At 36.6% G+C, this 20,695-nt stretch carries 15 protein-coding genes; 1 reads left to right on the top strand and 14 read right to left on the bottom strand.

Annotation, left to right across the window (positions count from 1 at the left end; all coding sequences use genetic code 11):
- Positions 1-36 precede the first annotated feature (36 nt).
- Entirely contained in the window at positions 37-1,410 is a 1,374-nt protein-coding gene (locus LDP15_RS09390; RefSeq protein WP_015425815.1) for an amino acid permease, read from the top strand.
- A 12-nt stretch (positions 1,411-1,422) separates the two neighbouring features.
- On the opposite strand, the gene recA is transcribed toward LDP15_RS09390, so the two are convergent.
- The 14 genes from recA to LDP15_RS09320 all read right to left on the bottom strand — a co-directional run bounded on the left by recA (position 1,423) and on the right by LDP15_RS09320 (position 20,667).
- Positions 1,423-2,586 carry a recombinase RecA gene (gene recA, locus LDP15_RS09385; protein ID WP_042230065.1) on the bottom strand — a complete coding sequence of 388 codons (1,164 nt, stop codon included), beginning with the start codon at positions 2,584-2,586 and terminating at the stop codon, positions 1,423-1,425.
- Between the two features lie 152 nt (positions 2,587-2,738).
- Entirely contained in the window at positions 2,739-3,557 is an 819-nt protein-coding gene (mutM, locus tag LDP15_RS09380; RefSeq protein WP_015425813.1) for a DNA-formamidopyrimidine glycosylase, read from the bottom strand.
- A 192-nt stretch (positions 3,558-3,749) separates the two neighbouring features.
- Entirely contained in the window at positions 3,750-5,342 is a 1,593-nt protein-coding gene (asnB, locus tag LDP15_RS09375) for an asparagine synthase B (RefSeq protein WP_015425812.1), read from the bottom strand.
- A gap of 97 nt (positions 5,343-5,439) precedes the next feature.
- Positions 5,440-6,351 (bottom strand): GTPase Era, encoded by a 912-nt coding sequence (gene era / locus LDP15_RS09370; RefSeq protein ID WP_003131632.1) that lies wholly within the window; start codon positions 6,349-6,351, stop codon positions 5,440-5,442.
- A gap of 370 nt (positions 6,352-6,721) precedes the next feature.
- Positions 6,722-8,365, bottom strand: a complete 1,644-nt coding sequence (locus LDP15_RS09365) for a DEAD/DEAH box helicase (RefSeq protein WP_015425811.1) — start codon at positions 8,363-8,365, stop codon at positions 6,722-6,724.
- A gap of 264 nt (positions 8,366-8,629) precedes the next feature.
- Positions 8,630-10,201: a peptide chain release factor 3 gene (locus LDP15_RS09360; protein ID WP_015425810.1), complete on the bottom strand. Its 1,572-nt coding sequence runs from the start codon at positions 10,199-10,201 to the stop codon at positions 8,630-8,632.
- A 228-nt stretch (positions 10,202-10,429) separates the two neighbouring features.
- Complete coding sequence (locus LDP15_RS09355) at positions 10,430-11,371, bottom strand: ABC transporter ATP-binding protein (RefSeq protein ID WP_015425809.1); 942 nt, start codon at positions 11,369-11,371, stop codon at positions 10,430-10,432.
- Complete coding sequence (locus LDP15_RS09350; protein WP_003131637.1) at positions 11,368-12,417, bottom strand: ABC transporter ATP-binding protein; 1,050 nt, start codon at positions 12,415-12,417, stop codon at positions 11,368-11,370. Before LDP15_RS09350 ends, LDP15_RS09355 begins: the two co-directional genes overlap by 4 nt.
- Positions 12,418-12,419: 2 nt before the next feature.
- Entirely contained in the window at positions 12,420-13,451 is a 1,032-nt protein-coding gene (locus tag LDP15_RS09345; RefSeq protein ID WP_015425808.1) for an ABC transporter permease, read from the bottom strand.
- A gap of 15 nt (positions 13,452-13,466) precedes the next feature.
- A complete protein-coding gene (locus LDP15_RS09340; RefSeq protein WP_015425807.1) occupies positions 13,467-14,378 on the bottom strand; it encodes an ABC transporter permease in 912 nt (303 codons plus the stop codon).
- Between the two features lie 77 nt (positions 14,379-14,455).
- Positions 14,456-16,093, bottom strand: a complete 1,638-nt coding sequence (locus LDP15_RS09335) for a peptide ABC transporter substrate-binding protein (RefSeq protein ID WP_225513398.1) — start codon at positions 16,091-16,093, stop codon at positions 14,456-14,458.
- Between the two features lie 306 nt (positions 16,094-16,399).
- The gene (locus LDP15_RS09330; RefSeq protein WP_225513389.1) at positions 16,400-18,052 is read right to left on the bottom strand and encodes a peptide ABC transporter substrate-binding protein; all 1,653 of its coding nucleotides are present in this window, start codon (positions 18,050-18,052) and stop codon (positions 16,400-16,402) included.
- Positions 18,053-18,220: 168 nt separating this feature from the next.
- Positions 18,221-19,543: a UDP-N-acetylmuramoyl-tripeptide--D-alanyl-D-alanine ligase gene (murF, locus tag LDP15_RS09325; RefSeq protein ID WP_015425804.1), complete on the bottom strand. Its 1,323-nt coding sequence runs from the start codon at positions 19,541-19,543 to the stop codon at positions 18,221-18,223.
- Between the two features lie 74 nt (positions 19,544-19,617).
- A complete protein-coding gene (locus LDP15_RS09320) occupies positions 19,618-20,667 on the bottom strand; it encodes a D-alanine--D-alanine ligase (protein ID WP_042230059.1) in 1,050 nt (349 codons plus the stop codon).
- Positions 20,668-20,695: the final 28 nt, after the last annotated feature.

Raw genomic sequence — 20,695 nt, 5'->3', positions numbered from 1 at the left:
TGAAAAACTAAATGAAAAAGCGTATAATATAATATTATGAATACAAATCAAAATGAAGAAAATAAGCTCTCGCAACGTGGTTTAAAAAATAGGCATATTCAACTTATTGCCATCGCTGGAACAATTGGTACGGGATTATTCCTCGGTGCCGGAAAATCGATTCACCTCACTGGTCCATCAATTATTTTTGTTTATTTAATAATCGGTGCGCTTATGTATATTCTCCTAAGAGCTATCGGGGAGATGCTTTACCAAGATCCCAATCAACATTCCTTTTTAAATTTTGTTTCACGCTATCTCGGTGAAAAACCTGGTTACTTTATTCAGTGGTCTTATTTACTGGTTGTTGTTTTTGTAGCTATGGCTGAGCTAATTGCTATTGGGACTTATATTAATTTTTGGTTGCCGGATTTACCAATTTGGATGACAGAAGTCTTTGTATTAGTTCTTCTAACTTTATTGAATACCTTAAATCCAAAATTTTTTGGAGAAACCGAATTTTGGTTTGGGATGATTAAAATTGTGGCGATTATTGGTTTGATTTTAACGGCAATAATCCTCATTTTTAGTCATTATCATACAGGAACTGATACTGTAAGTGTAACTAATATCACCAAAGGCTTCGAGTTCTTCCCAAATGGCCTTTCTAATTTCTTTGAAAGCTTCCAGATGGTCATGTTTGCTTTTGTTTCGATGGAATTCATCGGAATGACTGCAGCAGAGACAGATAATCCTAGACCAACTTTGAAAAAAGCGATTAACCAAATCCCAATTCGAATTGTCCTCTTTTATGTTGGGGCACTGCTGGCAATTATGAGTATCTACCAATGGCGCGATATTCCGGCTGATAAATCACCATTTGTTACCATTTTCCAACTCATTGGAATCAAATGGGCAGCGGCTTTAGTAAACTTTGTCGTACTAACTTCTGCTGCTTCGGCTTTAAACTCTGCCCTCTTTTCAATCACTCGTAATCTTTATTCTTTATCAAAACTCAATAATGATAAAATACTTAAACCATTTACTAAATTTTCAAAAGCTGGTGTACCAGTAAATGCTTTACTTTTCACCTCATTATTAATTCTATTTACTCCATTCATCTCGATGATTCCTGCGATTTCTAATTCTTTTGTCTTTATTACCAGTGTCGCAACCAATCTTTTTCTAGTGGTTTATCTGATGACCTTAATTACTTATCTTAAATATCGGAAATCAAGCGATTTTGATCCTAAAGGGTTTGTTTTACCTGCAGCCCACATCTTTATTCCATTAGCCATTGCTGGATTTGTCTTAATCTTTATTTCACTATTCTGCTTTAAAGATACAATTGTTCCGGCCATTGGTTCTGTGATTTGGGTTCTTATCTTTGGACTATTTACTTTCTTTAAAAAAATAAAAACAGCTGAATAATCAGCTGTTTTTTTAATCTTCAAGTTCGAGTTCAATTTCTTCAGTTTCGACTACTTTTTCTTCTTTTTTAGCTTTAGTTGTCTTAGCTTTTGTTGAAGTATCTTCTGTAGTTTCTGCTACTTCTGCTTCATCAAGAAGACCGTGAGCGGCACGAACTTTATGGTCAATTTCATCAAAGATTTCTTGATGTTCTTTGAGATAGTTCTTCGCTTTTTCTGCTCCTTGACCAATTTTTTCGTCATTGTAAGCAAACCAAGCGCCTGATTTTTTGATGATTCCTTCATCAACAGCAATGTTTAAAAGTTCACCGGTTCTTGAAATCCCTTCACCAAACATGATATCTACGAGAGCAACCTTGAATGGTGGAGCCACTTTATTTTTAACGACTTTGATTTTTGTGATTTTACCGATTTGGGTCTTGTTATCTCCAGAACCTTCTTCGATTTTTGTTGAACCACGTACATCAAGACGTACAGAAGCGTAGAATTTCAATGCACGACCACCAGGTGTTGTTTCTGGCGAACCAAACATAACCCCAACTTTTTCACGCAATTGGTTGATGAAAATAGCTGTTGTTTTTGTTTTATTAATATGTCCTGCAAGTTTACGCATGGCTTGTGACATCATACGAGCTTGAAGCCCAACTGAACTGTCACCAATTTCACCGTCAATTTCGGCTTTAGGTACCAAAGCTGCAACTGAGTCAATAACAACTAAGTCAACTGCACCAGATGTAATCAATTTTTCAGCAATTTGAAGCCCTTGTTCACCATAGTCTGGTTGTGAAAGTAAAAGTTCATCGATATTGACACCGAGCGCTTTTGCATATTCTGGGTCAAGCGCATTTTCAGCATCGATAAAGGCTGCAATTCCACCTTCTTTTTGAACCGCTGCAACGGCATGAAGAGCGACTGTTGTTTTACCAGAAGATTCTGGTCCGTAGATTTCAACGATACGTCCTTTAGGATATCCACCTGCACCAAGCGCAATATCAAGTGCAAGTGAGCCTGAACTTACTACTGACACTTTCTGGTTGGCTGCTTCGCCAAGACGCATAAGTGAACCTTTCCCAAAGTCTTTTTCAATCAGAGCAAGTGCATCTGCCAAAGCTTTGTCACGTTCAGCGCCATATTTTTTGGTAATATCATCAAAATTTGTTTTTTTCTTTGTTGCCAAATTTTATCTCCGTTATTCTTTATTTATTGTTTAATTATAGCATTTTTCAGGATTTTTTATAAGCCCCTATATTCTATCTATACGTTTTTTTATTAACTTTGTCACTGAGTTTTTTAAATTAATTTTAAAAGCTGTCAGTAAAAATCAAGTCATTATTTTTGCTGACAGAATGGGCAAAAGTGGGTCCCCCGACCAGCCACTTTTATTTTTTGAATTTCATTGCCACAACGCACACATTTTTCCCCTGTTTTTCCATACACTCGTAATTCGTCCTGCATTTTTCCTGTTGAACCTAAGGCACTATAAGTTCTAATGCTTGAGCCGCCTAATTTAATTGCTTTTTGCAAAATTTCAATGATAGAATCATGTAAAAGATGAATAGAACTTTCTGTCAGTTGATTTGCCACTTTTTCTGGATGAATCTTTGCTAGCCAGAGCACTTCATCAACGTAAATATTTCCAAGTCCAGCCACTAATGTTTGTTCAAGTAGAAAAGGTTTAATTTTCTTTGTCGATTTCTGCAATTTTTCTCGGAAAATCTGTTCATCAAAAGTTTCATAAGTTGGCTCTGGACCAATTTTTTTCTTCAAAAAATATAGAAGGACTTGGTCAGTAGAAATCAACTCCCAAGTCCCAAATTTTCTTACGTCAGCATAAATTAATTGTTCGTCAGTAAATTTAAGAGCTAAATGGTCATGTTTTTCCATTGGAGCATTGAGGCTTGCAAGTCGATATTTTCCTTCCATCCGCAGATGAGAAATCAAACGATCTTTCTCGCCAATTTCAAAAATTAAATATTTTCCGCGACGTGAAATGCCATGAATGGTTTTTCCTGTCAATTCTTTTTTCAATTGCTCAAAACCAGTTAAAACCATTCTTGGATAAGTGGCTTCTATAGATACAATTTTTTGTCCAACAATTCTTTTTTCAAGCTCTCTTCTCACTGTTTCAACTTCTGGTAACTCTGGCATTTTTCCCTCACATCAAAAAATTACTAACAAGTCTGTCAGTAAATTTTAATTCATTTTTTACTGACAACTTTCTTTTGTATTCTTAATTAAATTTAAATATAAAAAATCACTGACAATTTATCATTAGATAAGTTTCATCAGTGACTATTTTAACATTTCTCATTCATTTTTTTATGATAAAGATTTCAAAATTTATTTTCCAGAATCACCATAATTTGATAAGACGCGAGCTGATGGGTCAGTAACTTCTGCCCCAACCCAATCGCGATTTGGCATCCAAAAATCAAGAATCCAATCTTCATATCCTGGATAAAATTCTTCAAAAATCTCACGATACATCAATGATTCTTTGGTAAATGGTGTATGTTTTGGATACTTTTCACTGGCCTTTGCTAAGTCTTCATCAGAATATTTTTCGTCAGCAAATTCTTTTAAATAGTCAACCATTGAGTGACCAACAGCGTCAGAAAAAGCAGCTTTTTCTCTGAATAAAATCTCATCTGGCAATAGTTCAGTCCCTTCAAAAGCATGGCGTAAGAGATATTTTCCTTTACCATAAGTATTCAATTTTCTGCTGGGATTAATAGACATGACATAGGCCGCAAAATCCAAATCTGCAAAAGGAACACGCGCTTCAAGAGAATGAGCCGCTAAACAGCGGTCAGCCCGCAGGACGTCATACATATAAAGTTCATGCACTCGTTTTTGAGCTTCTTTTTGAAAGGCACCCGCTGATGGAGCAAAGTCAGTATATTTATAACCAAACATTTCATCAGAAACTTCACCAGTCATCAAAACTTTCAGTTCTGTATTCTCATGAATATATTTACAGATTAAATACATGCCAATAGAAGCCCGAATAGTTGTGATATCCCATGTTTCTAAGTGCCAAATCACTTCACGGACTGCTGAAAGTACATCTTCTTTTGTCATCAGAATTTCGGTATGGTCAGTTCGTAAGAAATCTGCCACTTCACGAGCATATTTCAAATCAATCGGATCGGTTTCCATTCCAATAGCAAAGGTTTTGATTGGACTTTCTAATTCCTTAGCTGCAATCGCACAAACCAATGATGAATCTAACCCCCCTGACAAAAGATAGCCCATTGGAGCATCTGCATGAAGACGTTTTTTGACTGCACGTTCCAATTTGCGACGAATATGTCCTGAAATTTCAGCCAAAGGTTCTTCAACAATTCTTGAAACCTCAGCAATGTCATTAAAAACATGAAATTCACCATTGGCATAGTAGTAACCTGGAGGAAATGGTGTCACATCATTACATGTTGAAATTAGTGCTTTGGCTTCAGAAGAAAAACAAATTTTGCCAGTTACTTTATTATAACCATAAAAAAGTGGACGAATTCCAAAGGGGTCACGAGCGGCAAAAATCTCAGCAGTGTTTTCATCAACCAGGACAAAAGCAAATTCAGCATCAAGCATTTTTACCATTGTTTCGATTCCAGTAGTTTCAAAAAGTGGTAAAAGAACCTCACAGTCAGAATCACCAGTAAATTTATAACCTTTTGTTTCCAAGAACTTACGAAGACTTAAAAAGTTATAGATTTCACCATTACACATAACTCTTTTGCCATTTAAACCAAACGGTTGACGTCCCAAGTCTGATAAATCCATGATTGAAAGTCGGCAAAAACCAAAATCATTTCCCAAAGTATCACGAACATGCTGTTGGTCATCTGGTCCTCGATGCTCAATCAATTCCAAATTACTTTTAAACTCTTCTATCGTTAAATCAGATGTTTCCATAAATAAAAAACCGCACATAATTTCCCCCAATAATAATTATAATTTTCAATATTATATCACAATTGTCTGGAAATTTCATAATAAAACAAAAAATAGCGATAATTCGCTATTTTCATTACATATAATCATCACGATTGTAGCCAAAGTCAGCTAAATCCATTTTTCGGTCGCGCCAGTCATTTTTGATTTTGACCCAAGTTTCAAGATAAACTTTATCCCCAAGCATAATTTCAATATCTCGACGAGCCATTTTCCCGATTTTACGAATCATATCGCCGCCTTTACCAAGAATAATCCCTTTTTGACTCTTGCGTTCAACAATAATTGTTGCCATGATGTGAATCTTACCAGTTTCTTCATCTCGAGTCATTTGGTCAGTAGTGACCGCGATTGAATGCGGAACTTCTTCCCGAGTTAATAATAAGATTTTTTCACGAATCATTTCTGAAACAAGAAAACGCTCAGGATGGTCAGTGATTTGATCTTCTGGGAAATATTGAGGACCCTCATCCAATTTTTCAGAGAGCGTATCAATTAATCTTTCTGTATTATTCCCTTGTTTAGCTGAGATTGGAACCACTTCAGAAAACTCCATTTGTGAAGTATAATCGGCTACAATTTCAAAAAGACGGTCAGGATGAATTTTATCAATTTTATTGACGACCAAAATGACAGGAACTTCTGCCTTTTTCAAGCGCTCAATAATCATATTTTCACCGGTTGAACGTGGTTCATCAGCCGCAACCATGAACAAAACGACATCACATTCACGTAAAGTCGAATAAGCAGATTGAACCATGAAATCGCCTAAAGCATTGTGTGGTTTGTGAATACCTGGCGTATCAATGAAAACAATTTGTTCATTTTCTGTAGTATAAATTCCTTGAATTTTATTTCTTGTTGTTTGAGGTTTATCTGACATGATGGCAATTTTTTGTCCCATCACGTGGTTCATAAATGTTGATTTTCCAACATTTGGACGACCTAAAATCGCCACAAATCCTGATTTAAATTTGTTATTTGTCATAGCGCTATTATAGCATAAAATCAGTCCTTTTTAAGTAAAATTCTAAAAAATGATTGTGAAAATTACTGACAGAATCATCAGTAAAGCTGACAAATTCTTTATTCACCGATTTAAAGCTCATTAAGCAATCGCTTTAAACTGACGGAAAGCGACAGAGTTTTTAAAAATCATTTGTCATCTCCGTCAGCTTGTTAAATCCAATTATGTTCAGTGCAAATTTACTGACAGAATAATCTTGTATTCAAAAACTACTGACAGATTTATTGTTTAACTTTCAAACAATAAATTTACTGACAGCTGACAAAAGAAAAAAGAAAAAATCATCAGCTAACTGATGATTCCTCTATTTACCGAAATTTCTTGATTATTTTTATTTGTCACCACGGCTACGCATTACGAAGCCAGCTGATTTTTCAGTTCCTGTGGTACGTTTACGAGGAGTTTTTTCTCCTTGTTTACGATCGTCAAAACGACGGTCATCACGTTTTCCACGGTAACCGCCACGGTTATCATCACGGTCTTTCCAGTTGCGTTTACGATCTCCACCGCGTTCGCCATCTTTACCATCACGATTGCCACGGTAGCCGCCACGGTTTCCATCACGGTCGCCATTTCCACGACCTTTATAGCGTCCGCCGCCACCTTTACCTTTTTTCTTGAAGCCTTTTCCTTCACCATTAAATGGCAATGGACGTTCAGCTGTAATCTTAACTTCTTCTTGATTATCAGGGTCTTTTACGCGACCTTGAAGAAGTAAAGCAACCAATTCTTTAGCATCAAATTTTTCAAGTAGGCTCGCTGCTTGTTTGTCAAATTTAGCCAATTTTGCTTTAGCTGAATCATCAGACAAATCACGAAGCACATCATCCATAGCTACTGAGAGTGACGCTTGGTAAGCTTCTTCTTTTGTAGGTGGTTTCAAGCCTTTCATTGGCTTTTTAGTCATATTTTCAATGGCACGAAGATAACCCATTTCATTGTATGAAACAAATGTTACTGAACGTCCTGATTTACCAGCACGGCCGGTACGACCGATACGGTGAACATAGCTTTCTTGGTCTTGAGTAATGTCGTAGTTATAAACGTGAGTAACTCCTGACACGTCGAGTCCACGAGCAGCAACGTCAGTTGCAACCAAAACGTCAATATGTCCTGCTTTGAAATCACGCAAAACAGCCAAACGTTTATTTTGGTCCAAATCTCCGTGCATTCCTTCAGCACGGTAACCGCGCAATTTAAGACCACGAATCAATTCGTCAACACGACGTTTTGTACGACCGAAAACAATTGCAAGTTCTGGACGTTCAACATCAAGCAAACGAGTCAAAACATCAAATTTTTCAAATTCTTTTGTTTTTACAAAATATTGATCAATACGGTCAGCAGTCATTTCTTTGGCTGCAATTTTGATGTGTTCAGGATTCTTCATGAATTTCACACCAATTTTTTTGATGTCGGCAGGCATTGTTGCTGAGAAAAGCAATGTTTGACGAGCTTCTGGTGTTTTTTCAATGATGAAATGAATGTCTTCCAAGAAACCCATGTTCAACATTTCATCAGCTTCATCAAGAATCAAAGTTTCAAGTTGATCCAATTTAATTGCTTTACGTTTAATCAAGTCAACCAAACGTCCTGGTGTTCCCACAACAATATGTGCACCAGCTTTAAGGCCTTTAATTTGTTTTTCAATACTTGAACCACCAAAAACAGTACGGACTTTAAGTCCTTTTGATTTACCAAAACGGAAAAGTTCTTCTTGTCCTTGAACCGCAAGTTCGCGGGTTGGAGCAATAACGAGTGCTTGAATAGCTGGATTAGAAGCATCAATTTTTTCAATTGTTGGAAGACCAAATGCTGCTGTTTTACCAGTTCCTGTTTGCGCTTGACCTAGAACGTCACGCCCTTCAAGTGCAAGTTTAATTGTTTGTTCTTGGATTGGTGTTGGTTGTTCATAACCAATCTCTGTAAGTGTATTTACGATTCCTTCTGACAGGCCGAGTTCACTAAATTTCATTTTTTACCTATATTTCTACTGCGTGTTCCCACGCCAAACTTTTTATTACAGGGTACGAAACCCTTGCTACAGGCGAAATTTATGTGACTCGCCTGACGTAACTTATCTATTATAGCATAATTTTTTGACTGAAAATGCTTACGCCCTTTACTTTTTTTAAAATATTTTCATAAAAAAATATACTGACAAAGCTGTCAGTAAATTTTTATGATATTTTTTAAAGAATATAAGCTTTTATACTATATAGAATATCTGTCAGTAATTTTATACTGAAAATTGTTCCATTAATTCAACATCTGGATATTTATCTTTAAACCAACGCATGGCAAATTCATTTTCAAATAAGAATAAAGGATGGTCAAAACGATCTCGTGCCAAAATATTACGTGAACTAGACATTTTTTCATCTAAATCTTCTTCTTTAATCCAACGAACCGTTTTTGTCCCCATGGGTGTCATGATTGTTTCAGAATTATATTCACGCTCCATCCGGTCTTTAAAGACTTCAAATTGAAGTTGCCCAACCGCACCAAGCATAATATCACCAGTTGTATAAGATTTGTAGAGCTGAATGGCTCCTTCTTGTACCAATTGGTCAATTCCTTTTTGGAAAGATTTTTGTTTCATCACATTTTTCGCTTGGACACGCATAAAGAGCTCAGGGGTAAATGTTGGCAATGGTTCAAAAGATTTTTTCAATTTACCTGTGGTTAATGTATCCCCAACCTGATAAGTACCAGTATCATAAACCCCAATAATATCACCAGCTACAGCATTCTCAACATTTTCTCGCGATTCAGCCATAAATTGTGTGACATTTGAGAGTTTCACTTTCTTACCCGTCCGAACAAGATTAACATCCATTCCTCGTTCAAATTCACCAGATACAATCCGAACAAAAGCAATTCGGTCACGGTGACGTGGGTCCATATTTGCTTGGATTTTGAAAATGAAACCAGAAAAATCAGGATTTAAAGGTTCAATTTCTTCTTCGTCCACCGTTTTGTGTGAATGAGGCTCTGGTGCATATTCTAAAAATGTTTCAAGGAAAGTTTCTACCCCAAAACTAGTTAAAGCCGAACCAAAGAAAACTGGTGTCAATTGCCCTGCAACAACTTCTTCCTCAGAAAATTGATTTCCAGCATCCAAAAGTAATTCAGCATCTTCTAAAGCTTGAGTAAAGAATGGATTTTTTGTCAAAGGATGACTAGCTGGCACTTCCCCATTTTCATCAAATTCAACAAAACGTTTGCCATCCTCAGGTTGATAAACTTCCACACGACCATGCGTAAAATCATAAAGACCTTGGAAATTTTTCCCCATTCCGATTGGCCAATTCATTGGTACACTAGCAATTCCAAGAATTTCTTCCAATTCAGAAAGTAAATCAAGCGGTTCACGTCCATCACGGTCAAGTTTATTAATGAAAGTGAAAACCGGAATCCCTCTGCGTTTTACAACTTGGAAAAGTTTTTTCGTTTGTGCTTCAATCCCTTTAGCACTGTCGATAACCATGACCGCAGCATCAACTGCCATCAATGTTCGGTAAGTATCTTCTGAGAAATCTTCGTGCCCAGGCGTGTCCAAGATATTAACACGTTTGCCTGCATAATCAAATTGCATGACAGAACTTGTTACAGAAATTCCACGTTCTTTTTCAATATCCATCCAGTCTGACTTAGCAAAATTACCAGTTTTACGAGCTTTTACAGTCCCCGCTTCCCGAATGGCTCCCCCAAATTTCAATAATTGTTCTGTAATCGTCGTCTTACCAGCATCCGGGTGACTGATGATGGCAAAAGTTCGGCGTTTTTTTATTTCTTCTTGTAAAGTCATTTATACTCTCTTTTTCTTTAATTATTCATTTATATTTTTAATTTATTTTACATTGGTTAAACCTCAAAAAATAGTTCTTTTAATTATATCAAAATTTGCCCTGATTTTATAGTTGATTTTTATAAATCTTACCAACAAACTAAAGAGTTAAAAAATTAATTTGATTAGTAATTAAACAAAAGAAAAAACAATCAGCAAAACTAATTGTTTTATCATTAAATTTTTTATTTATACAGTAGCGTTTTTCTTGTAAATTTCTGCCTCTGCTTCTGTTGAGAAGACAAAATGTCCTGGGGTAATTTCCCGCATTTCACGTTCTTGTCCATCCAATTCAGCCGTTGGGTCATAAACAATTGGAGTACGTTCCCGCTCAGAAATAGGGTCTGGTGACGGAATTGAACTTAGCAAACTCTTAGTATAAGGATGAATTGGATGATTGTAAACTTGATCAGAAGTTCCAACTTCCAAAATTTTCCCCCAGTGCATGACACCAATTCGGTCAGAAATATATTTAACCATTGACAAATCATGAGCGATAAACAAATAAGTCAAGTTTTCTTTTGCTTGAATATCTCTCATCAAATTAACAACCTGAGCTTGAATTGAAACATCAAGTGCTGAGATAGGTTCATCAGCTACGACAAATTTAGGTTTTACGGCAAGTGCACGTGCAATCCCAATCCGTTGACGCTGTCCACCAGAAAATTCATGCGGATAACGTGTCAAATGGTCATCATTCAATCCAACCAAACGTAAGAGTTCCAATACACGAGCATCACGTTCAGCCTTTGTTTTTACTAAACCATTGGCATCAAGTCCTTCAGCAACGATATCTTTAACGCGCATCCGTCCATTCAATGAAGCTTGTGGATCTTGGAAAATCATTTGTGCTTCTGAACGATACTCACGCAACTCTGAACCTTTTAAATTACGAACATCTTTACCTTCAAAGAGAATTTCTCCACCAGTAATGAAATTATCATAAAGTTTAAGAATTGCTCGACCAATCGTCGTTTTACCAGAACCAGATTCTCCAACGAGACCAAATGTTTCTCCCTCATAAATATCTAAAGAAACATTATTAATTGCCTTATTAGCCCCTTTTTTTCCTTTATTAAAAGTCAAATCAAGGTTTTTCATTTCAATTACTTTTTTAGGTTCTGTCATCATTTATCCCCTTTCAATTCTTCCCAGCGTTTCCAGCGTGCCAAGATATTATCGGAAGGCGTTACTTTTGGTGCTCGTGGGTCTAAAAGCCAAGTTTTGGCAAAATGTGTTGGAGATACTTCAAAGTATGGAGGTTCTTCTTCAAAATCAATTGCCAAGGCAAATTTATTACGTGCTGCAAAGGCATCCCCTTTTGGTGGATTCAATAAATCAGGTGGAGTTCCTGGAATTGAAACCAACCGGTCCACACTTGAATCAACCGTTGGCATTGAATCTAAGAGTCCCCAAGTATATGGATGTTGTGGGTTATAGAAAATTTCTTCAACTGTTCCGTATTCAACAATTTCACCCGCATACATTACCGCCACTTTATGTGCAAAACCAGCAACAACTCCCAAGTCATGGGTAATGAAGACAATTGATGAATTAATTCTTTCTTGCAATTCAGCCATCATATGCATAATTTGTGCTTGAATTGTAACGTCAAGCGCAGTTGTTGGTTCATCTGCAATCAAGATTTCAGGGTCAGCAGCCAAGGCAATCGCAATAACTGCACGTTGACGCATCCCACCTGACCATTGGTGTGGATAATCATTAATATGCACTTCGGCATCAGGAATTCCGACTTGTTGCATCAATTCGAGGGCCCGTTTCATGGCATCGGCTTTGCTCATTCCTTTGTTGTGTTTCAACAAAGGTTCAGCAATTTGTTTTCCAATACGCATTGTTGGGTCAAGAGAAGTCATTGGGTCTTGGAAAATCATTGAAATTTCATTTCCACGAATTTTTTGCCACTCTTCCTCTTTTAAATCAAGAAGGTTACGCCCTTTAAATAATAATTCACCTTGTGGTATTACCGCATTTTTCGCATTCAAGCCCATCAAAGTTTTTGTTGTTACTGATTTACCAGAGCCAGACTCACCAACAATCGCTAGGGTCTGCCCTTTTTCTAAATCAAAAGAAACATCACGAATCGCTTTAACATCTCCAGCATAGGTGTGGAAATTGACATGCAAATTTTTAACTTCTAATACTTTTTCTTCTGCCATTTCTAATCCTCACTTGCTCTAGGGTCAAATGCATCACGCAAACCATCTCCAAAGAAGATAAATGTGAGTGAAAGCACAGACAATACTACTGCTGGAATAATCAATTGGAATGGATAGAATTGCAAGCTTGCAATCCCATCATTAATCAAAGTCCCCAAAGAAGACGTTGGCGGTTTGACCCCAAGGTTAATCGCTGATAAAACAGCCTCATACATAATCATACTTGGAATATCAAACATGATTTGGACAACAATAACCCCTGAAACGTTTGGCAACAAATGTTTTACTGCAATTTTCCAAGTAGATTGTCCTAAAGTTTTTGAGGCCAAGACGAAGTCACGCTCCTTATAGGAGAGAACCATGTTCCGTACCTGCCTGGCCATCCCGGTCCATGCAAATAGACCAATCGCAATAATAATTGATGAAATTCCTTGTCCCAAAAGTAGAGCAAGCATTGTTACTACAACTAAGTTAGGTACAGATTGGATGATTTCAATAATCCGTTGCATGACCATATCGACTTTTCCGCCCATCCAGCCGGAAATAATCCCATAGGTCACCCCGATTACTAAGTCAATCAAGGCGGCAGCAAGGGCAATAATCAATGAAATACGCAAACCAACAATTGTTCGTTTAGCTAATGAACGTCCATATTTATCAGTTCCGAAGACATATTTATCTTTTTCTGGAACACCTTGTGATTTGTATACATCTGTTCTTTCAGTAGAACCTGGTGCTTTAAATTCACCATTCCAAAATGGTAAATCACCTGAGAGTTTTGGCGGAAGATTTCCATAAACTTGTGATTTATTTGGATTAAAGTAGTTTGCTTTTGATTGTGGTACAACAAATGCGGAGATAACTGAGAAAACCAATGTAATCGCAATAATCCACATGGCAACCAAAGCTACTTTATTTTTCTTAAAACGACGCCAAGCATCTTGGAAAAAACTCAAGGCAGGTTTCGCAATTTTTTCTGTTGAATCTGAACCCTTTGAACCAACAAGGGTGAAGTCTTTATTTAAATTTTCCATTTCGACAAACCCTTTCTAGAGACGAACTCGTGGATCAACAATTGCAGTCAGAATATCTGTAACTAAGATAAATACCATCAAAATTACCGCATAGACAATTGTTGTTGCCATAATAACTGGGAAGTCTTTGGCTGGAATTGAATCAACAAATTGAGCCCCAATTCCAGGAATTGAAAAGATTTTTTCAATTAAGACTGATCCTGTCAACAATCCTGCGGCCATTGGACCAATCAAAGTCAACATTGGAATTAACGAATTACGCAACGCATGCTTGTTGACCACTTCTTTTTCAGATAAACCTTTAGCTCGAGCTAACAAGATGTAGTCTGAAGATAAAGACTCAATCATTTCAGAACGAACAAAACGAGTTACCACAGCCATTGGAGCAAAAGAAAGAGCGATTGTTGGCATAATTGTTTGTGAGAAGGTTCCCCAACCAGAAATTGGGAAAAGGTTCAAATTAAATCCTAAGTAAAGAAGAATTAAGGTACCAATTACGAATGAAGGAACTGAAATACCAAGAACTGAGAGGAATCCAAAAACGCCATCAAGGACGCCATTTTTACGACGTGCAGAAGCTTTCCCCATCAAGGCTCCAAGAACAGTACCTAGAATAAGTGCTTGAGTTCCTAATTGCATTGATACTGGCAAACGTTGGGCAATCATCGTAATAACAGGTTGATTCGTATAAATGAACGAAGTACCAAAATTACCTGTGAACATGTGTCCTACATAGATAAAGTATTGTTGCCAAAGCGGTTTATCTAAACCATAGGCATGTTTTAAAATTTCCAGTTGATCTGGTGTTAGTTTGGGATTTGAGAAAGGTGTTCCGGGCATGACTTGCATCATAAAGAAAGTCAATGTCACAATCAGGAACAAAGTCAGAAGCAAAAGCCCCAAACGTTTAAGAATATATTTAGCCATAAAAAATTTCCTAATCTAAGCAAAAGATAGGGTTGGCAATCTGCCAATCCTAACTTTCTTGCTCTAAAACTCTATTATTATTTGAGGTAAGCCGTTTTGAAGTCATAAGTCAAACCAGTTGAACCAAAACGTACATCTTTAAGGTTAGGGTTACGAAGAACTGGTGAAGTACGGAAGTAAAGCGGATTAATATTTGATTCTGTATAAAGTGCTTCTTCAGCAGCTTTATAGTCTGCATAATGTTTTTCAGGATCAAGGGCATCTGTCACTTCAGCAGCTTTAATGGCTTTATCATAAGTAACATTATTGATTTTACCATTGTTATTTGGTGAAGTTGATGTGAACAAATCAAGGAATGTTGATGGTTCAGCGTAGTCACCACCCCAAAGTGAGATGACCATATCAAAGTTACCGGTTGTTGAGTCATTTAAACGTTGTTTAAATGGTACTGATTTGATATTTATAGTCAAACCTGGTAGTTTTTCTTCCCATGCTTGTTTAAGGAATGTTGCAGAGTCTTTGGCAGCTTGTGTGTCATCCGTTGTCAAAGTCAACGTAAGTTTAGTTTCGCCAATTTCTTTCAAACCTTTTTCCCAAGCGGCTTTAGCTGCTGTGGCATCATATTTGTAAGGTTGTTCAGCATATTTAGCGAAGTCTTCACCGGTATTTGTTTTAGCCATCCCTGCTGGTGTCAAACCAGTTGCTGGTGTAGAAGCCGGTGTTACAGTGTCAACATATTGTTTACGGTCAGTTGCAAGATTGAAAGCTTCACGAATATCTTTATTCGCAAGGGCTTTATTTTTGCCTGATTGGTTATATTGAACGTATGAGGTAGTTGCTTCATTTAGAGAGACAACATTCTTATCTGTTTTATTTGCTTTGTAAAGGTCTGGGTCACCGATACCAGTTTGGTCAATTTTACCTTGTTTGTAAAGGTTAAATGATGTTTTAACATCTTGAACAACTTGGAAGTCGATTTCTTTAGTTTTAACTGCGCTCTTATCCCAATAATTGTCATTCTTCACGATTGAGAATGTTTGGTTTGAACCGTTCCAACCTTTTGATTTTTCAAATTTATATGGTCCAGAGTAAACCATTTTCTCTGAAGATGTTCCGTATTGTTTCCCGTATTTTTCAACTACTTTTTGGTTGAGTGGGAAGTAAACAGAGTTAGCTGTCAAGAATTCAAAGTATGGTGTTGGTTGTGCAAGGGTAACAACAAATGTTTTGTCATCAGTTGCTTTAACACCAAGTGTTGATTTATCAGCTTTACCACCATTAATCTCGTTGGCGTTTTTAACTGGGCCAAGGAGGTATCCGTATTCTGAAGCAGTCGCTGGATCAACCGCACGTTGCCAAGAATAAACGAAGTCTTTAGCTGTCAAAGCATCACCATTTGACCATTTCAAGCCATCACGAAGATGGAAAGTATATGTCAAGCCATCTTTTGATACATCAACTGATTTTGCCAATTCTGGCTGTGCTTTACCATCTTTGTCCACACGTGTCAAACCAGCATTGGTATTACCAATAATGATATTTGAATATGTATCTGTCGCAAGTGATGAATCCAATGTTTGAATAGGTGATGTCAAATTCCATTGAATGTCTTTTGATGATGACGATGAGCTAGAACCGCTATTGCCGCATGCTGCAAGCAAAGCTGCCGAACCAAGTGCAACTGTACCTAAGGTAACTTTTTTCCAAGTCTTCATGTAATTTCCCTCTTTCATGAATTGTGTCTGACTTCGCAATTTTTATTATTGTCAGAAAATTTATTATATTGGTATTATACTTAATTCAACCTGAATTGTAAAGTATAATGGTTATGTTTTCTGAAAATTAACATTTAATTTTTAAATAGCGGAAAGTTTTCACAAACTTTTGAAAAAGATTTTTTACTACACTTTTATTTAAATCCCTTTCATTTAATTGGGCTCTGACTGGTTCGTGTTTTATTTTTGCAGAAAGAATATTCAATAAAAAGATAAATTTTCAGAAAATTTATCTTTTTGTATTTTTTATTTAACATAAGCCGATTTTAGGTCGTAAGCTAAACCGGTTGAATGAAATTCTAGGCCTGTAATTTTAGGATTCATTAAAGCTGGATTGGCTTGGAAATCAACTGGATTGATGTATGACCCTTGATAGAGGGCTGCTTCTGCCGCTTTGTAATGTTCATCTACTTTGGCTGGTTCAAGAACGTCTGGCGTTGTTGTTGCTGCTTTAAAGGCCTCATCATAAGTTTTACTAGAAAATTTACCGTCATTATATGATTGGCCTGTCGTAAAGAGTTGCAAGAAAGTTGAAGGTTCAGCGTAATCTCCACCCCAACCTGAGAGAACCATATCAAAATTTCCATTTTGAGCGTCATTCAATCTTTGTTTGAATGCAACAAGTTTTAAATTGACAGTCAAGCCTGGTAGATTTTGTTGATAGGCTGTTTGTAAAAAGTTGGCTGTTGCTTCTGACGGTGCTAAATCACCAGCAGCTTCAAGGCTAAGACTGAGTTTGGTTAAACCAAGCTCTTTTAATCCTTTTTCCCAGAGGTCTTTTGCTTTTGTCGGGTCATAGCGATAATCTTGTTTTGCATAAGTTGCAAAATCTTCTCCTGTTGAGGTCTTGCTCATTCCCACTGGTGTAAAGCTTGTCGCAAGGCTCGAACCTGGTAGGGCTGTTTTGACGACTCCTGCTCTGTTAGTTGCCAAATTTAAGGCTTCACGAATATTTTGATTAGCTAGTGCTTTTTGAGCATCTGGACTTGAGGCATTTTTACCAGATTGATTGTATTCAATATAGTCTGTCCGTGCTTGTTTAAAGACAGTATAACCTTTCGTCTTTTTATTGGCATTAATCAAATCAGTTGTTGAAAGGAGCGTAAAATCAAGTTTTCCTTGTTTATAAAGCTGTGCTCCTGTGTTCGCATTTGAAATGACTTGGAAATCAATTTGTTTAGATTTGACTGCTGATTTATCATAGTAGTTTGGATTGGCGTAAATTGAAAAAGTTTTATTGGTTCCTGTCCAACCTTTATCTGATTTGAACATGAATGGTCCATTATAAACGGTTTTATCTGAGGATGTTCCATATTGTTTGCCATATTTATCAACAACTTTTTGGTCAAGGGGATAATAAACAGGTTCTGACAAGAGAAATTTAAAATATGGTGTTGGTTGTGCCAATGTGACTGTAAATTCTGTATCTGACTCGGCTTTAATTCCTAGACTATCGAGTGATGATTTACCGGAAATAATATCATTAGCCCCAGAAACTGCCCCCATCAAATAGGCATATTCTGAACCAGTTTTAGGGTCCACTGCTCTTTTCCATGAATAAACAAAATCTTTAGCAGTCAACTTGTCACCGTTTGACCATTTCAAATTATCTCTAAGAGTAACCGTGTAGGTCAAGCCGTCTTTTGAAACGTCAATTGATTTTGCAAGTGCTAAGGCAGCATTTCCTTTAGAGTCAACGCGTGTCAATCCTTCTTCCACATTTCCAGCTACATCATAAGAATACTGGTCAGTTAAAATTGTGGTATCAAGTGATGCCACATCTGTGGGAATTGAAAATTTGATGTTCTTTTGCTCACTTGTTTTTGTGCCACAGGCCACTAAAATAATTCCTGACAGGGCAATAAGGCTGGTGAGTCCAATAATTTTTCCTTGTTTCATCTGCTTTCTCCAAATCGTAAAGATACTATTGAATTTTCATATTATTCTGAAAATTAAATGTGGACTTATTATACTTTTTCAAAAATACATTGTCAAGAATATTGTTGTATTTTTCTGATAATTTAATGAAAACAAAAAAATACTAACTTTCTGTCAGTATTTTTATCATTATAATTTTTCAACAACCTCTGAAAGTTTCATGCTATTTGAACCTTTGAATAACACTTGGTCAGTTGGTTTCAAATCTGCTGACAGACTTTCTGTCAGTAAATCTAAATCTGTAAAATAGCTGACCGCTTTGTCAGTCGAAATTTCTGCCAAGTTTTTCATCATTTCACCATAAAGATAGACTTTATCAATTTTATTGAAATCAATAGATTTCAATATATCTTTATGGAGTTGGGCTGCACTGGGTCCAAGTTCTAACATATCAGCAAGAACTGCAATCTTTCGACCATTCTCATTTTTAGGAATGGCTTGGAAAGTTTCCAAAATCAAACGCATTGCTGTCGGATTGGCATTATAAACATCACTCAAAAGGTCTGCACCATTTTTGGCTTTTTTCCACTCTGTCCGATTTCTGGTCAGCTCTACTTCTTTCAAAGCTTTTTTAATTTCGACTTCTGAAAGTCCATAATGTAAGCCAACATAAGCAGCTAACATAGCATTCGTCGCGTTATATTTACCAGGAACTGGAATAGTAATTGATTCATCTAAAAAATTAGTTTCAAAAGTTAATTTTTCTTTGTGTTCGACTAATTTTGTAATAAATAAATCTTCACCGGGCAAACCAAAGCGAATAATTTTTTGATTGTCTGGGATAAAAGCATTAATAATTGGGTCAGCAGGGGCAATAAGCTCACCATGCAAACCAGCCGTAATCCCCATTTTCCCTTTAGCAATATTTTCGCGACTTCCCATATGTTCAAGATGTGCTTCACCAATTAAGGTAATGACAGCAAGTTCAGGCTTAGCAAGTTCTGATAAAAAATCAATATCACCAGGGTGATCCATTCCCATTTCCAAAACTAATTTTTCAGTATCGTCCGGCATATGTAAAATGGTGTAGGGTAAGCCGATTTCATTATTGTGATTTCCTTGTGTTTTGTATGTTTTAAATTTCTTAGACAAAACAGCAGCAATCATGTCTTTGGTTGTTGTTTTTCCATTTGAACCTGTCACCGCAATGACTGGAACTTTTGTCTTTTCAAGATAATATTTTGCTAATTTTTGGAAAGCAAGCAGATTATCGTCAACCAAGAGATGAGCTTGTTCGACTTCTTTTTCTGAAAAGCTGATTATTGCTCCATTATCAAAAGCGATTTCGATGAAATCATGACCATCTCGTGCCCCCTTAAGTGGCAAAAAGATATCCCCTTTTTCAATCAAACGGCTGTCAAATTCAATTTTATTGACTGACAAATCTGCCAGTTGCGACCAATCATTTTTTGCGCCAACGACTTGGGCGATTTCGTGAATTGTGAGTTTCATAGTGACTCCATTATAACACTTTTTACTGACAAAAAAATCTGTCAGCAATCGATTTACTGACAGATTTGTATTTTTTATAAAAGATGATTTTCACGTGTTTCAAAAGTTTCTTTAGCTAAATCAACTAATTTTTCAATTAAATCAGAATAAGATAAGCCCATATTTTCCCAAAGCAATGGATACATTGACCATTGTGTGAATCCTGGAATGGCATTAATTTCGTTGAGATAAACATTTCCATCCTTAGTCACAAAGAAATCGCAACGTGACAAGCCTGTCCCATTGACTGCCTTGTACGCTTTTATAGCATATTCTTGCATTTTTTGAGCTAAATCAGCAGGAACTTTTGCTGGGATGTCCATTTGAATTTTATTATCAATATATTTTGAGTTGTAATCATAAAACTCAACATCTTTCACAACTTCACCTGGGAGCGTTGCAGCAACGTCACTATTATTTCCCAAAACAGCACATTCGATTTCACGCGCATACACACCTTGTTCAATGACAACACGGTTATCATATTTATAGGCTTCGCTTAGCGCAGGTTGAAGGTCTGCTAAATCATCAACTTTTGAAATTCCAACACTAGAACCCATATTAGCAGGTTTAACAAAAACTGGAAATTCTAATTTTTCGACTACTTCTTGAGCAATTTCTCCTTGATTTTCATCAGCAAAAGCCGCAACATAAGGAACTTGGGGTACACCAACCGCTTCAAAAACGTGTTTTGCCAATAATTTATCCATTGTGCTTGACGCAGATAAAATATTTGGACCAACATATGCCAAACGTAAAATTTCTAAAAATCCTTGAATCGAGCCATCTTCACCCATTGGTCCATGTAAAACTGGGAATACAACGGCATCTTTTTCGTAAATTGCTGCTGGTGAAATCTTTGGATAAGATTCTGCCAAATCATTTGTCAGTAGTTTTTCTTCTTCAGCAGGTTTGTCAGTAAATTCTTGCGTTTTTATGAATTCACCACCCTTAGTGATAAAGTAAGTTTTTACAACAAAACGAGAATAATTAACAGCTCTCATCACCGATTCTGCTGATAAAACTGATACTTCTCGCTCAGCAGAACGACCACCATACAACAAAATTAATGTTTCTTTTGACATATTTCTTCCTTTTTTACTGACAGCTTTG

Source organism: Lactococcus sp. SK2-659, from assembly GCF_020218185.2.
In the GTDB taxonomy this organism is placed as follows: Bacteria; Bacillota; Bacilli; order Lactobacillales; family Streptococcaceae; genus Lactococcus; species Lactococcus lactis.
Note: the sequence above shows the minus strand (reverse complement) of the source record. Positions and strands in the feature narration are given on the sequence as shown.